Below are 22,489 nucleotides of genomic sequence, written 5' to 3'. Positions count from 1 at the left end.
TTGTCAGGTTCGGCCAGTAGCGCAAGGGTCGAGATCCTCGCAGGGCTGGGGTGTAGCCACAGTGGCGCCGGTGAGGTGCACGGTGACGAGCGGCCTGTCGCCCAGACGGATTTCCATCACGTAGTCGGAAGCGAGGTGCCACGGATTGCAAAATCGCATTTGCAGCGGCGTGCGCATTTGCAGTGCATGGTGAATCGGCCTGACGAGCTGCGAGTCCACATGCAGGGTATGATCCACTGGCTCGACGCGATGCCGCTGACGATGTTCGGTCGTGAAGTCATGCGCGATGCGCACCTGCACCGGCGCCTCTGCGTCGCCCGCCAACAGGACGCGGCCTTTCACCTCGACCTCGCAGGCTCGCTCTTCGCCCCAGCACACCATATGCACCAGCGGCTGATGGGCCGGCGTCCTGTGCACGATCTGCGCGCTGTGCTGCATCGGCGGCGCGCATTCGTGTCCTGTGAGCGCCACCTGCCCATGATGGTCCAGTGCGAAGCGCTCGCCGTCGACCTGCCGCACGGTCACTTCTTTCTTGTCTGGATCGGCCATGACTGTCTCCCGTCAAGGTGTTCAACGCAGTCGATAGACGTCCATCGAGAATGTCTTGTCACAAGTCCATTCTTCGAGGCTCACCACCACTTCACATTCGCCGCAAAGGCACGCATGAGCGAAGCGTGTTTTGCCGTCCGCATCGACATGTAGGCAAAGCGGTTCGTCATCCACACACAACCTGAAGGGTACATCCAATTGGAACTGGAAGCGGTAGACGCCATGGTTGAAGCAACCCCACCCAGTCCACTGCGCTGGGTACGGAATCCTGAGGTCGCGTAGCGTCAGCGGGCTCAGGTCGTTCGAGGGCAGGCCTTCGGTGCAGGCGACGCCCTCGATACCATGGTCGAGCGTTTCGCGGGCGATGCGGATCCATACCGGACGCGATGCGGACGCAAGCGGCGCAAGCAACACCGGACAACATGCGAGCCAGTAGTCCGCGAGGCCGGCGTCCTGCGAGGCGGCGCGCGTGTCGGCCGCTGCCGGCGCGGGTGCTTCCACGGACTGCTTGGGCGGTGTGTCGCTTGCCGCCTGGGCAAGCGGGACTGCCCGCACCTGCATGCGTAAATTGTCACGCAGCCCTGCCTCGAACAGGCGGTAGCCATCCGATCCTTTGGGAACCACGAAATCGAGGGTGACCGGCACGAAGGGCGCGAGGGGCACATAGTTGCCGTTGCCGAAGAAGGCCGGCGCCGTCGTGAACCGGACTCGCGCGAGATTCCCTCCAGCCACGCCAGGCACGCAAAGCGAGAGGGATTCCACGAAGCCGTCGATAAGCTGCGCGCCGGTCTTGTTGTCGTCAGCGCTGCCATGGCTGGCGCCGACCGCCACCACGCGGCGCGTCTGTGCATCGAACCAGAGCCGGACCGCCTCGCCGTTGCGGTAGGCGGCGAGCACCCAGTCGAACTGCGCACGCGCCGTGTGTCTTTCTGGCACCTGCATATCGAGGACGAGGTTCGAGGTAGCGAGCGCACCCGTCAATAAACTGATTTCAGCGCGGTCGGCCTGTTCGGCTTGGGCGCCGGTGCGGTTCTCCGCGAATAGCTGAAGGTCGGTCACGAAACCATCGACTGTGTCCAGCTTGCCAAATGCGGCCACACTGTCGCGCGTGATACGCACGACGCGATCGAGCATACGGGGGCCGTCGCCGCCTTCACCTGTCAAGTACTCGATCTCGACCGGTTCGGCCCGGTTCATCGCATCGCGCAGGATGCCGAGCTTGGAGAGCCGTTCATTGAACCGCTCTGGGTCTGCATCCAAGTCTTCGATCTGATACTCGCTGGTGTCACCCGAGTCTTCCAGCAACCGAGCCACCACCAATCCGGCGCGACCAACTTCCATCCGCACAACGAATCCACGGACCGTCCTGATTTGATTTGCCATGTTCACCGCTCCTATCCTGACCGCGCGTCCTGTCAAAACGGGGCGCAACGTATTGTGTTCAGGTCAATCGAGTGCCCGCCGCACTATGGACGCGGCAAATCGCCATTCGCCGCAAGATCCTCGAAGCTCGTGCCTAGCCGCCGCACGCGCAGCTTGCCCGGCAGCACGACGCCTTGACGCTGTACTAGCAAATCTTCGAGACAGGCCTGCACCTCTGCTACACCGTTGACCACAGGCGGAATCGCGTTGATCGTGCGGCCCTGCTCGCCGGCGATTTGCCCCGCCAGTTCACCGCCCACGTCGCCGATGGTACTTTCCACAACTGCGAGCATCATCCAGCCGACGATCGGGATGATAAGGTCGAGGAAAACGTCGCAGCAGCTCTCATCAAAGTCAAAATCGCCCGCCTGGGCATCGATATCCAGACTGCATGCCTGGTCGGTCTCGGTCGCAGTGGCATTCAGGAAAATCGGCCCGGCGAAGCTGACGTCCGGATCGGGCCAGCAGTCGATGTGCACTTCCGCTTCGCCGCTCGTCCACAGATGACCGCGGCCCTGATCGTGCTCGCCCGGATCGGAGGGATCCACTGAAAGCGATTTGAGCGTGGCGTCGCCCTGGGAGGTATGGACTTCCGCGCCGCCATTGTTCAGCCCCGGAAATTGCGCTTGGATGGCTGCTGCGATGAACTCCATGAACCGTGCGCGTCCCACCGCCAGCGCCACTTGCCGGCCGCCAAGAAAATTGTCCGGCGCACTGTCCGCTACCGTGTCGTCGCGACGGTTCATCAGAATTGCCAGCACGCCGTCGGCCGGGAGCAGGAAGCCGACGGGCGTCGACAGCGGCACGTTCGGATCGCCCGAGCGCGGCGTGTAGACTGGAAAGCGCAACGGTTGCAGATAGTTGGCAATCTCGTTCTGCAGCAGGGTGCGCGCGCCCGCGTCGCTGAATGCTGGCTCCGTGATCGTTCCGAAGCCAGCCAGCGCATTCACGGCCATCGGCGTGAGGGCCGCGATGATCGCGTCGCGCGCGAATGAAGCTTGATCGAGCTCCACCACGGTTTTGAGCGATGCATCCGCGGGTTCCTGGGCCATGTTCACGGTCACTGTGGTCTCGCCGGACACCACTTCGCGCCAGAATTGGATTCGCCCGTAAGACTGGTATCCCGCCGCTAACGGCACAGAGACATGAATCGGCGCGGTGAGTTTCACAAACTGGATGCCACCGTGGTCTTCCAGCGCCGTTGTGATCTCGAACGGCGTGGCCGCATTGGGCGGGTCGAGCCCAGGGTCCCGGCTGCCGTCGTACAGCAGCAGCGTGTTGCCCGCAAAGCTGAAACTGTGAGTGCTCATGGCCGCATATCGGCTGTGCACGGCAGCCTCGAAGCTTGAGGCATCCAGCGAGGGGAGACCATCCAGACTGACGATATCGACGTCGGACGGTGTGACGCCGGCGAAGTCGAGTCCGAGCACGTCCGCGCCATCCTCGGTCCAACTGGAAAGCAGCGCTGGAACGTTCACGCGCGACTTCAAGGTTATGCGGCTCAACGACGGATCGGGTGCGTCCGGCACTTCCACGGTGATGTCGAACGGGAACGAGAAGCTGATGTGCTTGGGGTCCGCAAAGGTCAGATCGGCGGGATCGGTGTCGTCATCCAGAACAAACACGGAAACATTTACCGTGCGTCCGGAAAAGTTGCGCACGAACGGGCCGACATTGTGTGGAAAGCGCTGCTCGTTCTTGAAGGCCAGATGGAAGATGGAACGTACGGGCCCGATGCCCAGTTCAACACAGTAGTCGAAATTTGCCGTGAGGCTCATGCGTCCTCGCCCGAGGTCTTGAACTGCACGCCCGTGATCCAGGCACGGAAGGCGTTGTGCTTCACGCCATCGCGGATCTTGCGATACGCATCGGGCTTCTGAAAAGCGAAGCCCTGGTGCTGGAGCATGACTAGTTCAAGCAGGTCGCGCACTGTCGGATGGCTGTCCTTGTAGAAATACAACTGCTCGACAGCCACTTCGTGCGGCGCACTCGATGCTTCATGCAACGCCGGCAAGGGTGCATCCAGATCCAGATATCTCACTGTTGCGTGCCAGGGAGTCACGGCCACACGGTTACGTGCAGCGAAACGACGCGCCTCGGGATAGCGCGGGCGCGGTGGAGTGGCGGGGCGCAGCGATGCGGCAGTCCGGATGGCGGCATCAGCGAGGGTCGGGAGGTAGACGGGCTCGTGTTCCCCGCAGGCGAGCGGCGGCAGTTCGAGACGTTTGAAGAGGACGTTGGCGAGCCACTTCCGATCGTTGGGCCGAGGCGTCTCGCCGAGCGTTTGCGCTAGCGAATTCTCCAGCGCCGCGCGCCGCGCACGTAGAGGCGCACGATACTGAATGCTTCGTAAGATGTGATCAGCCATTCTGGCGGAGACATTCACCCCCAAATCCTTGAAGGCGAGCACAGGGTTGATCATCAGCATCGCACCCCAGCCAGAATTGGCATTTATGCGCTTTGCAATTTCGGCCTGCGCATTGGCCAGCGAGCGATGACTGTCGATTTCGAGGCGCGCAAAGCGCGGCGTGCTGAGCGCGGTCGCTGTTGCGCTGCTGGGCTTGGCCGAGCGTTTGACTGGAGCCTTGCGCGGATCTTTGCCTGGGCCGTGGCCAGCGTTCTTTTCGGAAGTCTCCGTCATGCCGTCCCTCCCGCACTGCCTGAGTACATCGGTCCACTTTCACTCCGTCTTCTCGACGCATTATAGAAGTCCATTCCCAAATAGCCATGTATTGGCAAGTGAGCTAGCATAAGAACTCGCGCCGCGAGTGAGTGTGATCAACCTCGTCAACCTTGACTTATCGACGCAGCGTTTTTCCTTGTGGCGTGCGGCACGTGCTAAAACGTATTGAGCCGCTGCGAGAGTACAACCATTCGAGCTGGCGGTTCCAGAAGAAGGCGACAACGAGCAAGGGGAATCCAAGGCAATGCCTGCCAACATTCGCCGCCGCGCCAACGAAAAGAGCCGCGCCGTCCACCATGCGTTGGGGCCTCGTGGGCCATTTCCCGACACGCCGATGACGCGCACGCTCGAGCGTCGGTGGCTCCACTATGCGTTGCTTTCCACGGACGGCGAACTGGGCCTCGTCGCCAACGTTGCTTGGCTCGGCCCGGCATGCGCTGAGGATGCGCGAGCACCACAGTGCACCACCATCCTCCTGCTTCATCGGCGCGATTCGGGCTGGGAAGCGAGCCAGTTCAACGCGAGAACTGCCGCGCCCTTGTGGTCCGCTTTCCACCAGCCCCACGATCACGGTCAGGCCACGCCTTTGCGTCTCGCCGCGGTGGCTGGCGCTCCCGCGGTCGATCTCCTGTTGTCGCGAACGAGCCATCCGTGCGTGAGTCAATGCGCGCCCTTCGCGGATGACCAGCACTTGCGCTGGCAGTCCGAAACGGGCGTGACGGCACAAGGCGAGTGGTCGTTCAAGGACGGTACGCGACGCCTCGCGCGAGCGGTCGGCTACCACGAACGGGTCCGCGGTTTTTGGGGCTGGCCGGAGCTGGGCGGCTGGGTGTTTGGATTTGCCAATGCGCCAACCAAAGCGCTCGCCGACGGGCCAACCGCACCGCCAGCCTGGGCCCTAGTGTTTACTTTTATCAATCCCCCCGCGCCCGTCGGCGCGACGACCGCATCGTTGATGCTTTGGCGCGACGGACGCATGGTCCGGCACTTCGCGCGCCGCAACGTCAGCATGGCCGTGCGTGGCCAGCTATCGCGCGACAAAGTGCGCCAGGTGCCCGAGCTCGCCAACCTGTTCGGCGTGGCGCCGATGGCGCCGATTCCCTCACGCCTCGTGATAACCGGTGCTCAGGGCGACGACCGTCTGCTCATCGATCTCGATGTCGACTCCGCCGCGCGCGTCGTGATTCCTTCGGAAACGAGCTTGCAACCATTCAGCGTGCACGAGGTGATCGGCCCTGTACGGGTGCATGGGCGCCTGAATGGAGCCGATTTCGCGTTCGAGACGCGCGGCATCGCCGAATTCGCCGGGGGAGCCGGTGGAGACTGAGCGTGCGGCCGCGCTGCTGATTGCTACCGTGGAGGCGCTCAGTTCCAGGGCGCCAGCGATCGTAGCGGCTGCGGCAGTTGAACTCGGCCCGTTCACGCTCGGCCTACACTTCGGCGATGGCAGCAAGGCTGCACTATCCGCACGTCACAGTCGCCTGTGGGCGACCGAAGGCCTGCCCGGCGAGAGCGCGGTGGAAGTGTACTTCGACGACCGGGGCATGAATCTGTTGTTCGACCTCGCACGCAAGCCAGTAGACGAGATATGGGCCGGCAGTCTCGACGTGCGCGGCGAGCGCGAGGCGGTTCTGGCGAGCTGGCGCTGTTTCAGTCTGTTGGCGCAGCGCGGTGCGGGCTTGCGGGCGGTGCAGGCGTTGTGGCAGGACTGGCGCGCACGGCAGCCGCAACGCTGGGGCCGTCCCAGCACGCCGCGCGATGTAGTGAGCGAAGCCGGCACGTGGCCGCCGCCGCGTCACTCCCGTTGGTCCGCGCTCGAATACCTGGATCGCCGCAGTCCTGCCGACCTCGCCGTCGATTATAACGGCCTGCCGATGACACAGCCCGCCTACGCGCTGTGGGATGGGCGGAATTCGAGTGCCTGGTGGGCGTGGCCGACAGTGCAGGACAATGACCTGCTGGAAACCATGAAGGCGTTCAAGATGCGGGTCGTGGAGGAAATTCTTGACATCATCCCGAAGCGGGAGCCAGCGGCCGAACTCTACGACCTGATGCGTGCCTACCCGGTGCGCGAAGGCAAGGGTCTGCGTCCTACGCTCACCATCGCCACCTGCGTTGCACTAGGTGGGCGCGCCGAGGAAGCCGTACGCGCCGCGGCCGCGATCGAACTGTTTCACAACGGTTTTCTGATTCACGATGATATCGCCGACGAATCGGAAAGCCGCCGCGGAAAGCCGACCTTGCATGCCGAACATGGCGTGGCGCTTGCCGTGAACGCCGGCGATGGGCTCAATCTGTTCGCGGTCGACGCGGTACTATCCAACCTGCCCACCCTTGGACTTGCGCGTACGCTCGCGCTAATCCACGAGATCATGCATATGTGCCGCGAAACTGTGGAAGGCCAGGCAGTCGAACTAGGCTGGATCCATCGCAATGCGGTGCCACGGCACGACGCGGATTACTTCTCGATGAGCACGCAAAAGACGGGCTGGTATACGTGCATCACGCCGTGCCGGATGGGTGCGGTATGCGCGGGGGTCGGCGCGCCCGAACTCCTCGATCGATTTAACGCTGCATTTCGCGCGATTGGCGTCGCGTTTCAGATTCAGGACGATGTACTCAATCTGATTGGCGAGGAAGCACTTTACGGAAAGGAAAGTCTTGGCGATCTGCTCGAGGGTAAGCGCACGGTCATGATGATTCACCTCTTTCGCACTGCGGATCCGCGCACGCGCGAAGCGATGAGCCGGATCAACAAATTGCCGCGCGTGAAGAAGGGCCGCGAGCACGCCGAAGAAATGCTTGCCGCCATGAAGCGCTTCGGCTCGATCGACTACGCGATCGAAGTGGCCGACAAACTTGCACTGGAAGGTGTGACGCGCTTCGAGTCCGACCTTTCCTTCATTCCCGACAACGAGGCGAAAGCGGTGCTGCGCCAGATTGCACACTACGTGACCACGCGCGCTCTATGATCGACCATCCCGAACCTCTCAACTCAGCTGAAGGTCGGTTGCTGGAAAGCCTCGGCAACGGCCACGCATGGCTGCGAGTCGTGCTGTGCACGCTCGGGCGGCGCGGAATAGCGTACCGCGAGGCGCACCCGGAGACGGCGCGGACGCTGCTCGACGCATTGTCCACCTCGCCGCTATATAAAGGAGGCCAGTTCCTGTTCGACCTGATGGAATGGGAGGACTTCATGCTGGACGGCGATCCGCCGCCTGTGCTCGACAGTGTGCTCGATGCGGCTGCGCTGCAGCGCGTGTCCAGTCTGTTCGACCGCTTCGCCGCGCATCTGGACGGGTCCCACGCGCTCGCGCCCGAGACGTGGCGCACGGTGATGCCGGCGGTGCTTGCCGTCGACGAGACGCTACCGTCGCTCTCCGGAGGGCTCTACCTCTACCGGGACTGCGTGCTGGGTGCGCTGATGAGTATCTTGCCGCTTTTCAAGGACGGCGAGCACTCCTCGCCGGCCGGCTGAGGCACGAAACATTTCGTGCCTATGTGCCGAACAGAGACAGTACCAGACCATTCTAACAGTAATGCGACAACGCAAGTCGCGATTGAAGCGCTGAGACGCTGACGCCTTAGCGTTAAACGCCGTCCTTGAAAAGGTCCGCCAGATGATGCAGATCGCTAACCGTTATAGTCCGAGGCGCTGAGGATTACCTTAACCACACCGCCGCTTTTGCCCGCAAATGCAAGATCCGACCGGACAACTCTCAAGTTCATTCCACGAAAAGAAAGGAAGGCGCTGGAGCCTGTCTGGAAATCAGTTTGCGTTACGCGCGCCTATCAAACCGCGGCATCGAAATCCGTCGCGAAATGTGCCTTGGATTGTCTGCATGTCCCATAGAGGCCCACCTATAACGAAGCTAGCTACAGATGTTCAACGCGAACGCAGTCTCAAAAAGGTCGCCTCGTTCACGCCATCGTCGCGCCGGAACTCGCGCCCGTCTGCCGATGCTGTAGTCTTTGCCGGGTTGGCATTGAAGAAGTAATAGAAGATTCACTAGCCGAGGTTGCTTCCATCGGGGCATCCGACCGGTTCCGAAGTGAACCGGCCATTGCAATGACGGCCTTGTGTGTTGCGCGAATGGCAACTATTGGCCGTCTATTGCCTGATGTTGACAGCCGAGGTTAGCCCAGTGGGCCGTCTTTGACGAAGGCCAGTCGGGTCCACGTCACGCCAATGCGCCGATTTCCATGTTGGATGGATTCGGTCCGGACGTTCAGCACGGTTCGCAAACCATAAGCACTTGCGAGTCGAATGGTCTCTTCCGCCGAAACGTCGAACATCCGTCGTCCTTCCGGAACCGGGCCATGACGCAAGGACATGACCAGCACGGCGCCGTCGCACAGAAGAGCGCTCACGTTCGGTATCGCCCAACGACGCTCGTCTTCGTTAAGGTGCATCCAAACGGCGGACAGCATCACGAAGTCAAATTCCTTTCGTCTCGAACGCAGAGTCGCGAGATCCGGCAGGCTATCGTCCAGCCATTCGATCCGGGGAGACGGCTGCAGCCTCATTCCGGCAGCGCGCAACGCGTCCACCGGCTCGACCGCTACGACTGTATGCCCCATCGCCGCAAAAGCAGCGGCGTCGGTTCCGATACCAGCTCCAACGTCGAGAATGCAGGCCGGGTGCGTCGGAACCAGATGCATGATGGGCTCATGGTGTTCCGCAAACGAGACGTCTTGCCATTGCCGGATGAGCGATTGTGCATTCTCCGCGTAGCCTTCCGTGCCTTTTACATCGATGGACACCACCGCCCTCCACGTATCGCTGCTTCGCGTAGTTTGCCAGATTGTCACCAATTCAGTGCCGCCGACCCAATGTCTGGAATTGGCCGGCTAGCGCCCGACAGCCGAGCGCGACGATCGCATTGGGCGCTCGACTTATGCAAAACGCATAATCGACCCTGAGCGGCCACTCAAACGGGTGCGGCCGCAGCGTCCGCTTCCAAGCAGAAGGGGCCAGGGATGGCGGTCAGGCAGCACGAAAAGTCCGTCTTCACTTGCACGCTATGTGCGGAAGGGCACATACGTCTGGTTCTTGTTAGGTCCATTGTGCACTTTGGCTGTCAAAGTGTAAGGAGCAAAAAAATGGACAGGCAGGGCGAATCACTACAGTCTATTCGTCGGTTCGACGAAAGCGGTCCGACGGTAGCTTCCGCCGTCGCCACGACCATCCCTGTTGGTGGATCTGTCTATGTGGGGATCGGATATGAACCCCGTACCAACACGGCACGCAATAGGGCGATTAAAAAAGATCCGACTGTCCAGAAGATTGTGCCCTCAATTCGGCCAGAGTACGTCTTCGAGTATGTCGAGGATTACTCGCGAATGGCCAATACGCTCAGCCTTTCCTTGTCCGCCGCGTATGGAGCACAAGGTATATCTGGCGGAAGCGCAAGTCTGAGTCTCTTCAAAAGCACGACAATTGAGCGATCGAGTGCATATGTGGTGTTCAAAATGCGAATGATCGCCAAAGAAGAAACTATAGAAAACGCCATATTAGTAGATGACATCCTGCGTCTAATAAGTAAGAAGCAGTACTCTTCACTTGTTGAAAAATACGGGACCTGCTTCGCAAGAACTGTTAGATATGGTGGCGAGTTGGCAGCCATACTTGAGTTCACGTCGAATTCTCAGACCGATCTAGAAAAGTTCCACAGTGAAATAAAGGGCGCTGTAGGCGCCGCACGTGGCGAGGCCAACATGGAAACTTCGGTCATGAAAGTCACATCCGGGCGGAGTGTCAAGATTACCTATGCGCAGTCAGGCGGGAGCACGGGCAACAATCAGGACGGCGTTTTCACGATAACGACAGAATCCCTGATCGAAAGAATAAGAGGATTTCCCAACGAAGTGAAGGGTACGACCGGGTTAGACGGTAGCACGGTCCCAATCACGGCCGACATGGCAAGTCTGCGGGAGGCAATAAACTGGCCAGCCGATAACAATACGAACCTTGATTATCCGTATCCTCCGGACATCGAATCAACCGCATTCTCTATCGACATGCTGCACGAGAAGCTTGTCGCCGTTGAGTCAATCTTATCTTCGACGGCGGTGCTAGCGCCCAGCCTTCGCGAGGCAGCATCTGCAATGCGGCCTTACTTGCTATATCAAATATCGGAATCGCGTGTTGCCCTTGCGGAAGCGATGTCGAGCACTATCTCTCCAATAACGGTATCGGGGGAGAGCTTCTTTCAATACCGCGTACGCAACTTCCTAGGAGTTGCTTCCTCAGCAACTCGTGAAAATGCGGGCGGAGACGTTGACCTCACGGAGCCCGACAAGGGGCTGCTCGCGCGGCGACTCTTCGGAGAGGAAGTTAAGTTTGATATAAAGCCGTGGCCAGAGGTATCTTTCTCTGCTGCTTGGGGATATCAAGGGGAACATGACGGTGCCGGTGGTAGGTTAGGAAATTTCGCTGTCGGCCACCATATTCCTTGTCCTCAAGATGGAGGAAACGCGGAAGGTTTTGCTGCGCAATTGGCTGGCAAAGCCAGCCCAGACGCCCAAAATGACGGTGTATTTGCGTATTTGACACGTCATCCGAGTGCCGTCGGCGGAAATAGATGCGGTTACAGTCTGCTTCATTTTTCGGCCTTCCGTATTTCGGTCCCTGACCGTTCTCTTTTACCACCGCTCCCGAGCATCCCGCAGAACAAAGTAAGCGCGTCGCTCCAACAGGAGCCGGCCAAAAATCTCGGCACGGGCAAATGGATGCTTCTATTTTCGGTAACACTCCCGACCCCTCGGAGCTGTGGATCTTATACGGTGACTGCAAATCTCAAATCTAAGCAGTCGAACACCAAACAGCTCATGATCCCTTCATACTGGATTAGTACGGAGGGAGCTCAAGTCCATCTTTCACAAACTCTTTCCGTCGATGCTGGGTGGGAGGTATCTTCATTTTCCGTGAAAGTAGATTCCGCCTATTCCGATTAAGGTCGATGTGCTGAATTTGACTCGTGGACGGCGGTGGCACTGTTCCTACATCGCTAATTGAACGGCCGATTTCCGTGCTTGAGCCGTCGTTTGAGAGTCTGGGCGACGGTTCAATTGAACGACGCCTCCTGGCCGCAGCATGACGGTCATTGCGCTGTGACGGGACAGCCGATATTCACTTCACCAGGATGTGCCTCGTCATACACCCAGGCAGCAGGAATGTCGCCGCGACTCCGCATCCCGTACGCTTTGGGGTCTTCAATGACCATGTCAATTTCGTCCATGATCAGGTCCCTGACGTATGCGTCGTCTTTCTGTTCGAAATGAATCCACGATTCGTCGACGCGTTGGTGAAGGATTACGATTGCGCGCTCTTGGGCGGCGATTGCGACACGGACCGGAAGGTGTGGGTCGCACGCCCACGGCGAGGGCCATTTTCCAACGATGAATTTGTTCAATTTCGACGGGCGACTCTGCTTGAAGAAGACCCCAGCCTACGGCGCACCCTGCGCAAGTCAAGTGCAGCACCGGGACGATTCCAGCCGACGCGTCTTTAACACGTGGGGCGCGGGCACCAACCGCGGATTACGCGTCTTGTGCGATCTCATCTTCACGAATTAGACGGTCCGCGTTCCGGTTACCCTGCAAGCCTCTCACGTTCTGGCGCGGCTTACCGGACGGCCAGAATGCCTTCGGGCCAGCGGCTTGCCGCTGGCCCCTTTTTCTCCTTTCACGTCTTGTCGCCGCTACCAAGTTCGCTGTGCTTGTGCGAATGCGTCGCACCGTGCACAAGCTCATAGACCGCGCCTTTCCCAGTACGTGTCGGCGGGAAATGTTCCCCCTCGACGCATGTCACTTCGAACGATGCCCGGCTGTCGCCTTCGTGCACGACCTTGTAGATGCCGGACGTTTTTACGATCTCGCCGGGTTTGTGCTGCTCTGCCATAACTTACCTCCCTGTCAATCGGACAATACAAAAAGGGGACAGCAAGCCCGATGCCCGGCGGGCGCGGGGCCCGTCAACCGTCGCGGTTCAATGTCCGGTAGGCGTTGTAGTGGCGGATCGCCTGTGTCTGCTGGCCCAGTTCCTCATGGATGCGCGCCGCGTTGAAATGCGCGTCTGCGAAATCGTGTTTCAGTTCGATGCTGCGCCGGTATGCGATGAGGGCTTGTTCGAGGCGGCCCGAGTCTTCCAGCGCCACGCCGAGATTGAAGTGAAGCAGGTGATGGTCCGGGTTTTCGAGCAAGGCGTTACGCCATACCTCTATAGCGTCGTCGTAGCGGCCGCACTCCGACAGCAGGCATCCAAGGTTGAGATACGCGTCGAGATAGGTCCGGTCCGATTCAATGGCGCGCCGGTAGCCGGCTTCGGCGCCGTCCATATCGCCCTCAGCTTCCCTCGCGGCAGCGTCCGCGAATTCGTCGGGCGCGCGGCGCTTTTGAATCTCCGTGACGTTGCCGGTACCGCCACATACCGGCGTCGGCTCAAAATCCAACAGTAACTGGCCAGTGTGGGCGTCCCACGGCCCGGCACGGTCCTGCACGGCGACGTCGGCGCCGACGGCAGTGATCCGGATGGCCGTGAGGTCCTTGTCGGGTGACCAGGTCGCGCGCAGGTTTTCCAGTGCCCGGACGATCTTTCGCGGCGGGATGCCCGCCTTTCTCAACGAATGGGCCGTGCGCAGCATGACGACGTCGCGGAACGAAAACAGTGTCTCCCGGCCATGGCCGCGCGCCGGCTGGACGAAGCCGCCTGCGACGAGCTGGGTAATCACGGTTCGCGAGACGCCCAGCATCCGCTGCACGTCACGCATGCGAAAACGTTCTTCGCGGGTCATGCTATTTGCGGGTTCCTGTCTTTCTTGCCGGTGCGGGCGCGGCGGGTACGTCCGCAGTCGAACTGCGGCGGGCCGACTTGCGCTGCTTCGGTGCCGCCGGCTCGGCGACAGGCGCCGCCGCCTCCGGCTTTTGCTTCATGGCCGCCGTACCTTGTCCCTTCAGGCTGGCCCGCAGAGCCTCGACGAGGTCGATGATCTCCGCGCCCTCGGGCTGCGCCGCTGGCTGCAGGGTGATCTTCTTGCCCGCGATTTTCTGGTCTATCGCGGCGAGCAGGCGCTCCTTTTCCTCGTCCTTGAACTGCGTCGGGTCATACGAATCGACGCGGTACTGCTCGATAAGCTGTTCGGCGAGCTTCAGTTCCGCTGGCTGCACCTCCGGCTTGTCAATTCCGATCGCCGACTGCGCCCGTACCTCGTCGGCGTATAGAAGCTGCTGGAGGATGAGCCCGTCCGGTCCGGCACGCACCTGCGCGACGTTCTGTTTTCCCTTCATGACAAACTTGGCGAGCGCGCAGGTGCCGGTTTCGGTCATCGCCTGCGCGAGTAGCTGGTAAGGCTTCGCGCCGCGCTTGTCGGGGCCGAGATAGTAAGCCTTGTCGAAATAGATCGGATCAATCGCGTCGGCCGGAAGGAAGGCGACAATGTCGATGCTGTGGCTGGCGGTCGCCTCGAAGGCCTCGAGCTCGGACGGCTCGAAAACGACGTACTTGTCCTTCTCGAACTCGTATCCTTTGACGGTATCTGAACGCTCGATGACGGCTTGGTGGGCGGGGCAGTAGAGCTGCTGGCGCACCCGGGCGCCGCAATCCTTGTGCAGCATGTTGAAAGAGACGGCAGACTTTGATTCGGTCGCCGAGAACATGCGGCATGGAATCGAGACAAGCCCGAAGCTGATCGTCATCGAAGCAATCGAACGCCGAGCGGCCATGGCATTCTCCCGTTTGCAGGCGCTCACGGTTCAGCAATTTCCCGGCCAGCGCGCCCGGCTGGAACAGTCAGTGCGACGCCGATAGATTTCGGGAGGTGTGCGGGGTGGCGCGTAGAACGAGAGTAGCCGAACAGACGGGCGAGAGCCAGATGGACAAGCTGCCGGACATCATCCGACCGCAACTCGCTACGCTGGTCGATCGCCCGCCAGTCGGTCCGAACTGGTCGTACGAGATCAAATTCGACGGCTACAGGATGCTCTGCCGTATCGACAACGGTTCGGTAACGCTCTTCACACGCAACGGACATGACTGGACTGAGCGCATGCCTGCACTCGCTGGTGCACTCGCGGCGCTGCCGGTCCGCCAGGCGTGGATCGATGGCGAGGTGGTAGCGCTCAACAAGGCCGACATTCCCGACTTCTCCGCGCTGCAGAATGCGTTTGCCCGTCGCCGCACGGCTGGGCTGACGTTTTTCGCTTTTGACCTGATGTTTCTGGACGGCCGCGACCTTCGGCAGTTGCGACTCAGTGACCGGCAGGCCGCACTGAAGCAACTGCTCTCGAGCGTCGACGACCCACACATACGGCTCAGCAACACGTTCACCGAGGGCGTCGAATCCTTGCTCGATTCCGCCTGCCGGATGGGACTTGAGGGGCTTATCGGCAAACGCGTCGACCGCCCGTATACGGAAGGCCGTTCGCCCGACTGGATCAAGGTCAAGTGCCTCCAACGGCAAGAGTTCGTCGTTGGCGGTATCAGCCGAAGCGCGGGAGCAGCCACAGGCATGCGCTCGTTGTTGCTGGGCGTCTACGAGCGTGATGGCGGGTTCCGCTTCGCCGGTTCGGTCAAGGCTACGTTGCGGCCCACACAGATGCGCGAGTTGCACGCGCGTCTGGAGCCAGTTCACGAGCCGCCGTTCTTTAACCCTCCGAAGCCCGAGCGCGGCTGCACCCTCGTCTGGATGCGCCCACAAGCAGTTGTCGAAGTATCGTTCCTCGAATGGACCTCGTCTGGGGAGATCCGGCATGGCGTCCTGAAGGCGCTGCGCGAGGACAAGGAAGCGGGCGATGTTCACGAAGAGAAGCCCGTCGCCGCGCGAGCGACAAGTAGCCTTGCTGACGCGGGTTCGAGCGTGCGTGTACCAACAATTACCAACGCTTCGCGCATCGTTGATCCATCGACAGGCCTGACGAAAGCGGACGTCGCCCGATATTTTGACGCCGTCGCCGACTACCTCTTGCCCCACATCAAGGATCGGCCCCTCATGCTCGTGCGCGCGCCTGATGGTATCGAGGGTGAGATGTTCTATCAAAAGCACGCAGAAGGGCAGCGCCTGAAAGCCGTTACGCAGTTGGCGGAGTCGATGCACCCCGGTCATGCGCCGCTACTGGTTGCGAACACGCGAGAAGCGTTGCTGGAGCTTGCGCAACTCAACACGATCGAGATTCACGCGTGAAACGCGTCTGCGCCCGACCTCGATCATCCCGACCGCTTCATTCTCGATCTCGACCCCGATCCGCAACTCGACTGGAGCGTTATGGTTGAAGCCGCAACGCTCACGCGGGTGGTGCTGGAGGAACTCGGACTGCACTCGCACTGCAAGACCAGCGGAGGGAAGGGCGTGCACATCATCGTGCCCCTTGCGCCGGTCCATACGTGGCAGGAGGTGAAGGGATTCAGTCATGCGATTGCTCGGCATCTCGCGAAGATCATCCCGCAACGGTTCTCGGCTGTGTCAGGCCCGCGAAACCGAATTGGAAAGGTCTTCGTGGATTACCTGCGGAACGGGAGGGGTGCTACAACAGCGGTCGCCTTGTCGCCGCGCGCCAGGCTCGGGCTTCCGGTATCGATGCCGGTCCGGTGGGACGAGTTGCCGGAACTCAGTGGTGCCGCCGATTGGAACGTCGTGACTGGCATGGCAGAAGCCAGGCTGAGGTCAGGCGAAAAGACCGCCGGCACCGGTCACCAGGTTTTCACCGACAAAATGCGGCGATTGATTCGTGCGGCCGGTTGACCGTCAATCATCGCGCCGTCCGTCGCCTCGATACGAGGCATCGACTCTAGCCGCCGCACATCCTGTGGCTCTCTCGGGTTTTGCCTCGGCCCTCGTAATGGGCAGGATCATTTCGCCGGCCCATTGTTTTCTCGTCGGCGGTTTTTCCGAGGAATCGAACAAACAAGCCGTGATACGCTTGAAAAAGACGCTCATCAAATCTCTCTCTGAATACGTCATCAACCAATCCCATTCAGAGGGGCGCATGGCTCAAGCTGCAACACTTCGACCGGCTCAAATCCGGCATCTACTCGCCGTCACGGCGGCAACATCGCGCCATCCTGAGCGCGATTGTCTCGTTCTCCTGCTAGGAATTACGTGCGGAATGCGCGTCAGCGAAATAGCTCAGATTGAGGTTCAAGACGTGTTGTTCCCTTCGGGCGCGATCCGTTCAGAGGTCAGTCTTCGGGCCGCAATTACGAAGGGCTGTAGGCAGCGATGCGTCTATCTCACGCATCCGAAAACGGTTTCGGCTCTGGAGTGCTACCTGAATCACCGCATTGCGCGCGACATGGGAACCGAGCTAACCGCAGAGCGCTATCGCGGACTCGTGCCGTCAAGTTGCCTGGTCCTTGCTGGCAAGGGTCGCAAGTTTGCGATGAACACCAGGCGCCGCATCAACGAGGCCGGGGAGCATGTCGATTACTCTGCCTGTGACAGCCTGCAATCGCACGTCACAAAGCTCTACAGGGATGCGGGGATACGCGGTGGATCGTCCCATTCGGGCCGACGCTCGTTTGCCAGTAACCTCGTTGAGCAAGGGCACGATATCGAGACGGTGCAGCAGCTTCTGGGCCATGCCGAACTTGACCACGTTTTGCCCTATCTTGCCGTGTCCGATAAAAGGCTCCGGCAGATGTTTTGCGACGTTTTATGAGAGCCATCAGTCCTTGGTTAGGCGGCCGGACATGAAACACCGGACGTAATAACATTGTCTTTACTTTCGCTGCCATATGGTTTAACATTGTTGTTACTTTGGAGGTGTCATGAGAACGACGATTCGCAGAATGGGGAACTCGCAGGGCGTGCTGATTCCGAAGCCCGTCCTTGCGCAACTCGGGTTGGAGAGCGAAGTGGATATGGAAGTCGAGAACGACGCGATTGTTTTGCGCCGTCCGAAGCACAAGGCCCGTGAGGGTTGGGCGGATGCGAGCAAGGCTCTGGCAGAGAGTGGCGACGATGCGCTGGTCATGGGCGAGTTTTCGAATGCCGATGACGCGGAGCTTACATGGTGATGCGCGGGGAAGTCTGGTTGGTTGCGCTCGATCCGACGCTTGGTAGCGAGATTCAAAAGACGCGCCCCTGTGTCGTCGTTTCGCCTCCCGAAATGCACGATCACTTGCGCACAGTCGTCGTCGCGCCGATGACTTCCAAGGGGCGTCCTGCGCCGTTTCGGATTCCCGTGACGTTCAAGCGCAAACAGGGCTTGATCCTTCTGGATCAGATTCGCGCAGTAGACAAGGTGCGCCTCGTTAAGAAAGAGGGCGCAGTGGCCGATAAGACGTTGTTGGACACCCTGCGAACCTTGCAGGAAGTCTTTGCAGAATAGGGAAAATTCGCCGGCGCGACCGGCACTGAACAACGGATAAGCGAACTATGAATCTGAAGGAAGAACTGGGCGTCGCGCCCGCGAATGAGTTGCGCCACGTGGGCTCGCGCACGAAAGGAACGATGGGGCAGACCGAGATCGACGAGTATGAAGAGGTCACTCCCGTGGGCAAGGTGATCGCTAGGTACACCGTCACCGAGCATACGAACCTGCGCGGCCTCGATACGACACGTTCAATCCAAAAGCAGACTGTCGCTTAAGCGATCGGAGAATCAGCCGCCACACGCGGCACTGGGAAACACAGCAGATGAAAACCTTGACGATCAAAATTGGTGCTGACCAGATAGTTGCCTACAAGGCGAGACTTATGGACGGAACCCCACCCGAAATGGGAGCGCTGTATGTCCTTCTCCCTACCGATGGGGTAGACACGGGCAAGTCACAACCCACAGCGGTCGAGCTTACGGACGGAAAGAACAAGCACATCATTTTGTTCGATTGCGTCGAGGTCCAAGGTTCCGACGCATTTGGTTTCGTCTTTTCGACAAAAAGCCGCTCGGGCCGTATTGGTGAATTTGTATCTTTCTCGTAGCGGCGCGGAAAACGCGATGACGACGCTTTCTCGCCAACACTACAAGCGGTTGCGCTTCTATTGGCAGGGTCGAGCAAACGGCGGTGCCGGGATGACGGACGGCATTGACTTGGACCTCGCTGCGCTCGGCTTGGTGGAGCGCTTCGAACGCTTAGGCTCCGGTGTTTGCTTCCGCATCATGCAAGCAGGCGAGCAAGAGCTTGCGGCAGAAAAGGCGCGTGAAGTCGAGCGCCGCAAGCCGCATCATGATCTTGCTGGCCGCGTCGCCGCGTGGCGTCGTGATAACGGTCGCGTCACGTGGGAGAACGTCGAGCTACTGGTAGACCTTGAGACGGGTGGTAGGCAGGCCATTCGGCCCGACGTGTTCTCAATGGCTACGACCTACGACGCGAAGCGCATCAACCCGTGCGTGGATGAAGTGAAAGTTAGTCGCGCGGATTTTCTCGCTGATGTGGCCCGCGCTGAAAAGCGCGCCGGGTACGCGAGAATTGCCGAAGTCGTCTATTACGTCGTTCCTGCCGGTACTGCCGAGGCGTCGGAAGTGCCGGTCGAATGCGGATTGATAGTCGAGCGTGAATTGGGCGCGTTCGAAGTCGTTAAGCGACCCAAAAAGCGATCAGTCGCGTTGACGACGCACCACTTCATGAACCTGATTTTGAAACCGGGCTCGTTCTCGCCAGCTTGGTAAGCAACACAACGGAAAACAAATGATTAGAGCCAGCGCGAGTGTTGTCGCCTTTATCCTTCTCGCGGGATGCGCGTCGGAGCCGATACCGGCTACGACCGCGAAGGCGGCTCCTACCAGTCGACTTCTTGCGTTCCAGGAAAAAAGCGCACCATATAACGGGACACTGGTCGTCACTCGTGATATTGGATTCGGTGGTAGCGGTTGCTTCTACGCAGTCGCAATCAATGGGACGCTGGCGGCACGCCTCGACGTTGGAGAAACATCCCGTTTTTCGATTTCTCCCGGAGAGGTGCTGCTTCGCGTCGGGCGAGATCCGCAGGGCAAAGGTCTCTGTGCGTTCGGAAAGAGCGAATGGACGCAGCGCGAGACTGTGCTCCGGCCGGGCGAAACGAAATTTTTCAGGCTCTCCATCGATGCTAACGGAAAGACGGATATTGAGCGGGGCGACATGTAGTCCGCACGCGTTCAAGCATAGGAAAATCAGGAAAACGCCCGTGGGCCGAGTTCGGAAGGGAGTTATCGATTGGAGCGCAATGCCCTGCCTCGATCCGCTTTACTACAACGAGGATAGAGAGATGATTGGTCATAAGCTCACTCCAACCGATCAATCGTCCGAAGGCGTGTTCTGGTGTCGAGTTTGTGGTGGTCATCCGACCGATCCCATTTCACCAGCCCGGATACGAACGAGAGCAGGAAAAGCATGAAAAAGACGACACAAATTAGCGATGCAACGCTCGCAGCACTGAGCGCAGAGATTGCGAAGGACATGCCGGGGTTCATGGACAAGTTGTTCGGCAAGGGGAAGTGGCAGTATGACGAGGTCGAGAAGCTATACATAGCGCGTGACCCGAAATACGACGGTCCCGGCTTCGGGTTTATCGCGGTGAATCCCGATGGTACGTTCTTCACTGGAGTGCGTCCCACAGACGTACTCCAGTGATCTAGGTAAATTGGGAAGGCAGAAATGAAGCTGCGTTCGGTATTGAAGTGGGCAAAGGGTATTGTCGGCGGTTCGGAACCGAGCGGCGTATTCAAGCTCGGCTATGGTGTAGCGGAGCCGACGACACGTATGGGGAAATCGGCTTTCAGCGATGCCATCGTAAACACGCTTGCCTCGATTGGAGCGCGGCCCGGTGACATTGTTGAAGTCAACGAGCTTGGTGCAGCGCGCGTGGTCGGTCGGCGTCCTCATTTGGCGAACGAGCAGCCCGACGCGTCTGAGCAAGCGCTTCGGGCCGCGCTCAGAAAGATTTACGGCGAGGATGCGGCAAGTCTCGACAACGTGACGGCAGGCGCAAACATTGTGGTGTTTCGCAAGTCTGCGCAGAACTGATCGGAAAATTGCGCGGCGATTTTCGCGAGCGCGAAACAGGAAAACAGCTAGGCCGAATGTGGGCCCGCGAGGAAGTGACCATGACGACCGAAAAGAAGCCTCTGTTCGAACTCTCGGCTCGCGAGCTTGACGAAGAACTGTCCGCGATGTTCGCCCCATACAGGGAGAGCCACCCTATTCGCTGCGAAGTAGGCTCTGCGATGATGGCGGCGGAGGCGGCAACCCAACGCATCTGCCTGCGAATAGTGGCACCGCAGGCGGACGCCGGTTCTGGTGGCAAAAGTGACGATGCGCTGGGAAGGCTATTCAACGACTTCGAGGCACTTAACGGTTACTTGCTTGAGGGGAATCCGTCTCGTATCGATCTGGTGCTATGGGATGCGGCTGGATTCATCAGTGGGTGGGGTTCCTCGATGATCGGGGGAGAGCCGATGTCCAACGGGAATCGTGTCCGGAGGCTGTCGCCAGCCTTGCGTCGATGCTTCAGGCGTTCGCTCAATATGACAACGACTGGAGATCTGCACTGGAGCAACGTGCAACCCGTCTCGGTTCGCTTGTCCGATTCGCGCGCGAAAAGGCTGAACTTGAAGCGCGTAGACGCATGCAGTCGCAGGGCTGGCTGAAGAAGGTCACTTCTCCGACCACTTTGGAGCGGGAACTCTTGTCACTCGGGTTCCGGTAGACAAGATAGGAAAATTCGCTGGCAAGGCCAGCAGTGGACAACTGGAAGGCTATGAGCGAAAAGCGCCTAACGTCGATCTCCCCATCAAGTGCAGCTATCCATGCCGCTCTCGTATCATTGTTACTCGCGTACCCGGGTGTTGCGCTGATGCGGTTCCTTCAACACTTTGACCCGCAGCGAGCCGATTTGACATCCCCCAGTCCATGGTGGGTCATGTGGGTCTTGCTGCCGATCGGACTCGCACTCGCTGGTTCAATCTGGGCGCTGCTCGCAAGTCTCGCGTACAACGCCATCGCACGATTGCTCGGCGGCGTCCGATACGTCGCATAGGAAAATCGGAAAACGGAAAAATGGCCTACAAGAATTTTGTCGAGAATGTCAGCAAGCAGGTGGACAGCCTCTTCGCGAACATCTCGGCCCGTTACAACTTCGACCTTGGCGACGAGTTCGAGTTAGCCGTCTGTGAAGTTCTTCGCATGATCCTCCCAGAGAAATACGGCATCTGCCGAGGCTTCGTTGTCACACAGGACGGCACGTGTGCTGGGGACGATATCATCATCTTCGACTCGCAACGCATTCCGACGCTTCGTTTTCTGACTCGGGACCAATGGGACAGGAAAGAAGAGATACCGGTCGAGGCCGTCTACGCATATATAGAGGCAAAGCATACCCTGTGTTTGGGCGGCAATGGCGGGCAAAGCGTGGCGAAGGCGGCAAAGCAAATTGCCGCGGTCAAAGCGCTTCCCAGAGCCGCCGTCCCACTGAATGAGATTGTGCCGGGTATCTTGTTTCCTGGAAATGCCACGAGAAATCCTGGATACCCTGACGTAAAGAACCCGATGCTTGCTCTGATCGTCAGCAGGCAGGTACGGCTGACAGACGGGGATGCCCCGACAACTGTTGATTCATTTTTTCAGCGCTTGCAGCAGGTTTCTTCGGATGTGGGGGGGATCCAACAGATGTACGCGCCCGACCTCGTCATTGCGGGTACCGACGCCGTGTGCTTCCCAACCGTATCTGGCCATGTCGAATCGCCGTTTTCCAGGCACGGTGTTACCAGTCTGTCACCCTGCAACGCAAATGGGCTGGGTTGGGGAGTGGGCCTCGCCGCGCTTATGTGGGCGCTGGATGAGATCCAGCTCGGTAGGATTGCATGGTCGCATGTCGCCGCGGCCGCATTGAATCTCCCGACGCGTTGAACACAACGGAAAATC

24 protein-coding genes and 1 pseudogene are annotated in these 22,489 nt (G+C 59.7%); 16 read left to right on the top strand and 9 right to left on the bottom strand.

All coding sequences use genetic code 11. The annotated features are described in order from the left end of the window. Positions 1 to 3: 3 nt before the first annotated feature. From KFO72_RS00320 to KFO72_RS00305, 4 genes are all read right to left on the bottom strand, one after another. The gene (locus tag KFO72_RS00320) at positions 4 to 549 is read right to left on the bottom strand and encodes a hypothetical protein (RefSeq protein WP_225031052.1); all 546 of its coding nucleotides are present in this window, start codon (positions 547 to 549) and stop codon (positions 4 to 6) included. A 21-nt stretch (positions 550 to 570) separates the two neighbouring features. Beyond that, entirely contained in the window at positions 571 to 1,932 is a 1,362-nt protein-coding gene (locus KFO72_RS00315) for a hypothetical protein (protein ID WP_225031051.1), read from the bottom strand. 83 nt (positions 1,933 to 2,015) lie between these two features. Next, the gene (locus tag KFO72_RS00310) at positions 2,016 to 3,749 is read right to left on the bottom strand and encodes a hypothetical protein (protein WP_225031050.1); all 1,734 of its coding nucleotides are present in this window, start codon (positions 3,747 to 3,749) and stop codon (positions 2,016 to 2,018) included. After that, positions 3,746 to 4,612, bottom strand: coding sequence for a hypothetical protein (locus KFO72_RS00305; RefSeq protein ID WP_225031049.1), 867 nt, complete (start codon positions 4,610 to 4,612; stop codon positions 3,746 to 3,748). Before KFO72_RS00305 ends, KFO72_RS00310 begins: the two co-directional genes overlap by 4 nt. A 286-nt stretch (positions 4,613 to 4,898) precedes the next feature. Here KFO72_RS00305 and KFO72_RS00300 point away from each other — a divergent pair, with 286 nt between their 5' ends. From KFO72_RS00300 to KFO72_RS00290, 3 genes are read left to right on the top strand one after another with little or no spacing between them, the layout of a single operon-like run. Further along, positions 4,899 to 5,981, top strand: coding sequence for a hypothetical protein (locus KFO72_RS00300; protein WP_225031048.1), 1,083 nt, complete (start codon positions 4,899 to 4,901; stop codon positions 5,979 to 5,981). Beyond that, entirely contained in the window at positions 5,971 to 7,626 is a 1,656-nt protein-coding gene (locus tag KFO72_RS42185) for a polyprenyl synthetase family protein (protein WP_225031047.1), read from the top strand. Before KFO72_RS00300 ends, KFO72_RS42185 begins: the two co-directional genes overlap by 11 nt. Continuing rightward, positions 7,623 to 8,132: a hypothetical protein gene (locus KFO72_RS00290; protein ID WP_225031046.1), complete on the top strand. Its 510-nt coding sequence runs from the start codon at positions 7,623 to 7,625 to the stop codon at positions 8,130 to 8,132. The genes KFO72_RS42185 and KFO72_RS00290 overlap by 4 nt, the downstream gene beginning before the upstream one ends. A 659-nt stretch (positions 8,133 to 8,791) precedes the next feature. Here the strand turns inward: KFO72_RS00290 and KFO72_RS00285 are convergent. Next, positions 8,792 to 9,418, bottom strand: coding sequence for a class I SAM-dependent methyltransferase (locus KFO72_RS00285; protein ID WP_225031045.1), 627 nt, complete (start codon positions 9,416 to 9,418; stop codon positions 8,792 to 8,794). Positions 9,419 to 9,757: 339 nt separating this feature from the next. On the opposite strand from KFO72_RS00285, the gene KFO72_RS00280 reads away from it, so the two are divergent. Then, entirely contained in the window at positions 9,758 to 11,611 is a 1,854-nt protein-coding gene (locus KFO72_RS00280; RefSeq protein WP_225031044.1) for an MAC/perforin domain-containing protein, read from the top strand. A gap of 146 nt (positions 11,612 to 11,757) precedes the next feature. Here KFO72_RS00280 and KFO72_RS00275 read toward each other — a convergent pair whose 3' ends face one another. The 4 genes from KFO72_RS00275 to KFO72_RS00260 form a co-directional block, all read right to left on the bottom strand. Next, positions 11,758 to 11,895 (bottom strand): hypothetical protein, encoded by a 138-nt coding sequence (locus KFO72_RS00275; protein WP_225031043.1) that lies wholly within the window; start codon positions 11,893 to 11,895, stop codon positions 11,758 to 11,760. A gap of 446 nt (positions 11,896 to 12,341) precedes the next feature. Beyond that, positions 12,342 to 12,557, bottom strand: coding sequence for a hypothetical protein (locus KFO72_RS00270; protein WP_225031042.1), 216 nt, complete (start codon positions 12,555 to 12,557; stop codon positions 12,342 to 12,344). Positions 12,558 to 12,630: 73 nt separating this feature from the next. Further along, a complete protein-coding gene (locus tag KFO72_RS00265) occupies positions 12,631 to 13,449 on the bottom strand; it encodes a tetratricopeptide repeat protein (RefSeq protein ID WP_225031041.1) in 819 nt (272 codons plus the stop codon). A gap of 1 nt (position 13,450) precedes the next feature. Continuing rightward, positions 13,451 to 14,377: a Ku protein gene (locus tag KFO72_RS00260; protein WP_225031040.1), complete on the bottom strand. Its 927-nt coding sequence runs from the start codon at positions 14,375 to 14,377 to the stop codon at positions 13,451 to 13,453. Positions 14,378 to 14,526: 149 nt separating this feature from the next. Here KFO72_RS00260 and ligD point away from each other — a divergent pair. The 12 genes and pseudogenes from ligD to KFO72_RS00195 all read left to right on the top strand — a co-directional run bounded on the left by ligD (position 14,527) and on the right by KFO72_RS00195 (position 22,474). Then, positions 14,527 to 16,392 (top strand): annotated as a pseudogene (ligD, locus tag KFO72_RS00255) (DNA ligase D). A gap of 244 nt (positions 16,393 to 16,636) precedes the next feature. After that, positions 16,637 to 17,308, top strand: coding sequence for a tyrosine-type recombinase/integrase (locus KFO72_RS00245; RefSeq protein ID WP_412101750.1), 672 nt, complete (start codon positions 16,637 to 16,639; stop codon positions 17,306 to 17,308). Positions 17,309 to 17,417: 109 nt separating this feature from the next. Continuing rightward, positions 17,418 to 17,666, top strand: a complete 249-nt coding sequence (locus tag KFO72_RS00240) for an AbrB/MazE/SpoVT family DNA-binding domain-containing protein (RefSeq protein WP_225031036.1) — start codon at positions 17,418 to 17,420, stop codon at positions 17,664 to 17,666. Then, entirely contained in the window at positions 17,660 to 17,980 is a 321-nt protein-coding gene (locus KFO72_RS00235) for a type II toxin-antitoxin system PemK/MazF family toxin (protein WP_028371700.1), read from the top strand. Before KFO72_RS00240 ends, KFO72_RS00235 begins: the two co-directional genes overlap by 7 nt. Before the next feature lie 47 nt (positions 17,981 to 18,027). Next, a complete protein-coding gene (locus KFO72_RS00230; protein WP_225031035.1) occupies positions 18,028 to 18,240 on the top strand; it encodes a hypothetical protein in 213 nt (70 codons plus the stop codon). 47 nt (positions 18,241 to 18,287) lie between these two features. Continuing rightward, on the top strand, positions 18,288 to 18,572 hold the full coding sequence (locus tag KFO72_RS00225) for a hypothetical protein (protein ID WP_225031034.1): 285 nt from the start codon (positions 18,288 to 18,290) through the stop codon (positions 18,570 to 18,572). Between the two features lie 16 nt (positions 18,573 to 18,588). Beyond that, on the top strand, positions 18,589 to 19,260 hold the full coding sequence (locus KFO72_RS00220; protein WP_225031033.1) for a hypothetical protein: 672 nt from the start codon (positions 18,589 to 18,591) through the stop codon (positions 19,258 to 19,260). A 19-nt stretch (positions 19,261 to 19,279) separates the two neighbouring features. After that, positions 19,280 to 19,714, top strand: coding sequence for a hypothetical protein (locus KFO72_RS00215; RefSeq protein ID WP_225031027.1), 435 nt, complete (start codon positions 19,280 to 19,282; stop codon positions 19,712 to 19,714). 246 nt (positions 19,715 to 19,960) lie between these two features. Next, positions 19,961 to 20,200: a hypothetical protein gene (locus KFO72_RS00210; protein ID WP_225031032.1), complete on the top strand. Its 240-nt coding sequence runs from the start codon at positions 19,961 to 19,963 to the stop codon at positions 20,198 to 20,200. Positions 20,201 to 20,224: 24 nt separating this feature from the next. Continuing rightward, on the top strand, positions 20,225 to 20,593 hold the full coding sequence (locus KFO72_RS00205; protein WP_225031031.1) for a hypothetical protein: 369 nt from the start codon (positions 20,225 to 20,227) through the stop codon (positions 20,591 to 20,593). 80 nt (positions 20,594 to 20,673) lie between these two features. Then, a complete protein-coding gene (locus KFO72_RS00200) occupies positions 20,674 to 21,216 on the top strand; it encodes a hypothetical protein (protein ID WP_225031030.1) in 543 nt (180 codons plus the stop codon). A gap of 409 nt (positions 21,217 to 21,625) precedes the next feature. Next, the gene (locus tag KFO72_RS00195; protein ID WP_225031029.1) at positions 21,626 to 22,474 is read left to right on the top strand and encodes a DUF6602 domain-containing protein; all 849 of its coding nucleotides are present in this window, start codon (positions 21,626 to 21,628) and stop codon (positions 22,472 to 22,474) included. Positions 22,475 to 22,489: the final 15 nt, after the last annotated feature.

Origin of the sequence: Paraburkholderia sp. XV (assembly GCF_020177535.1) — a bacterium.
Lineage (GTDB): Bacteria > Pseudomonadota > Gammaproteobacteria > Burkholderiales > Burkholderiaceae > Paraburkholderia > Paraburkholderia caribensis.
The sequence above is the reverse complement of the archived record's forward strand: the minus strand, read 5'-3'. Positions and strand labels throughout refer to the sequence as shown.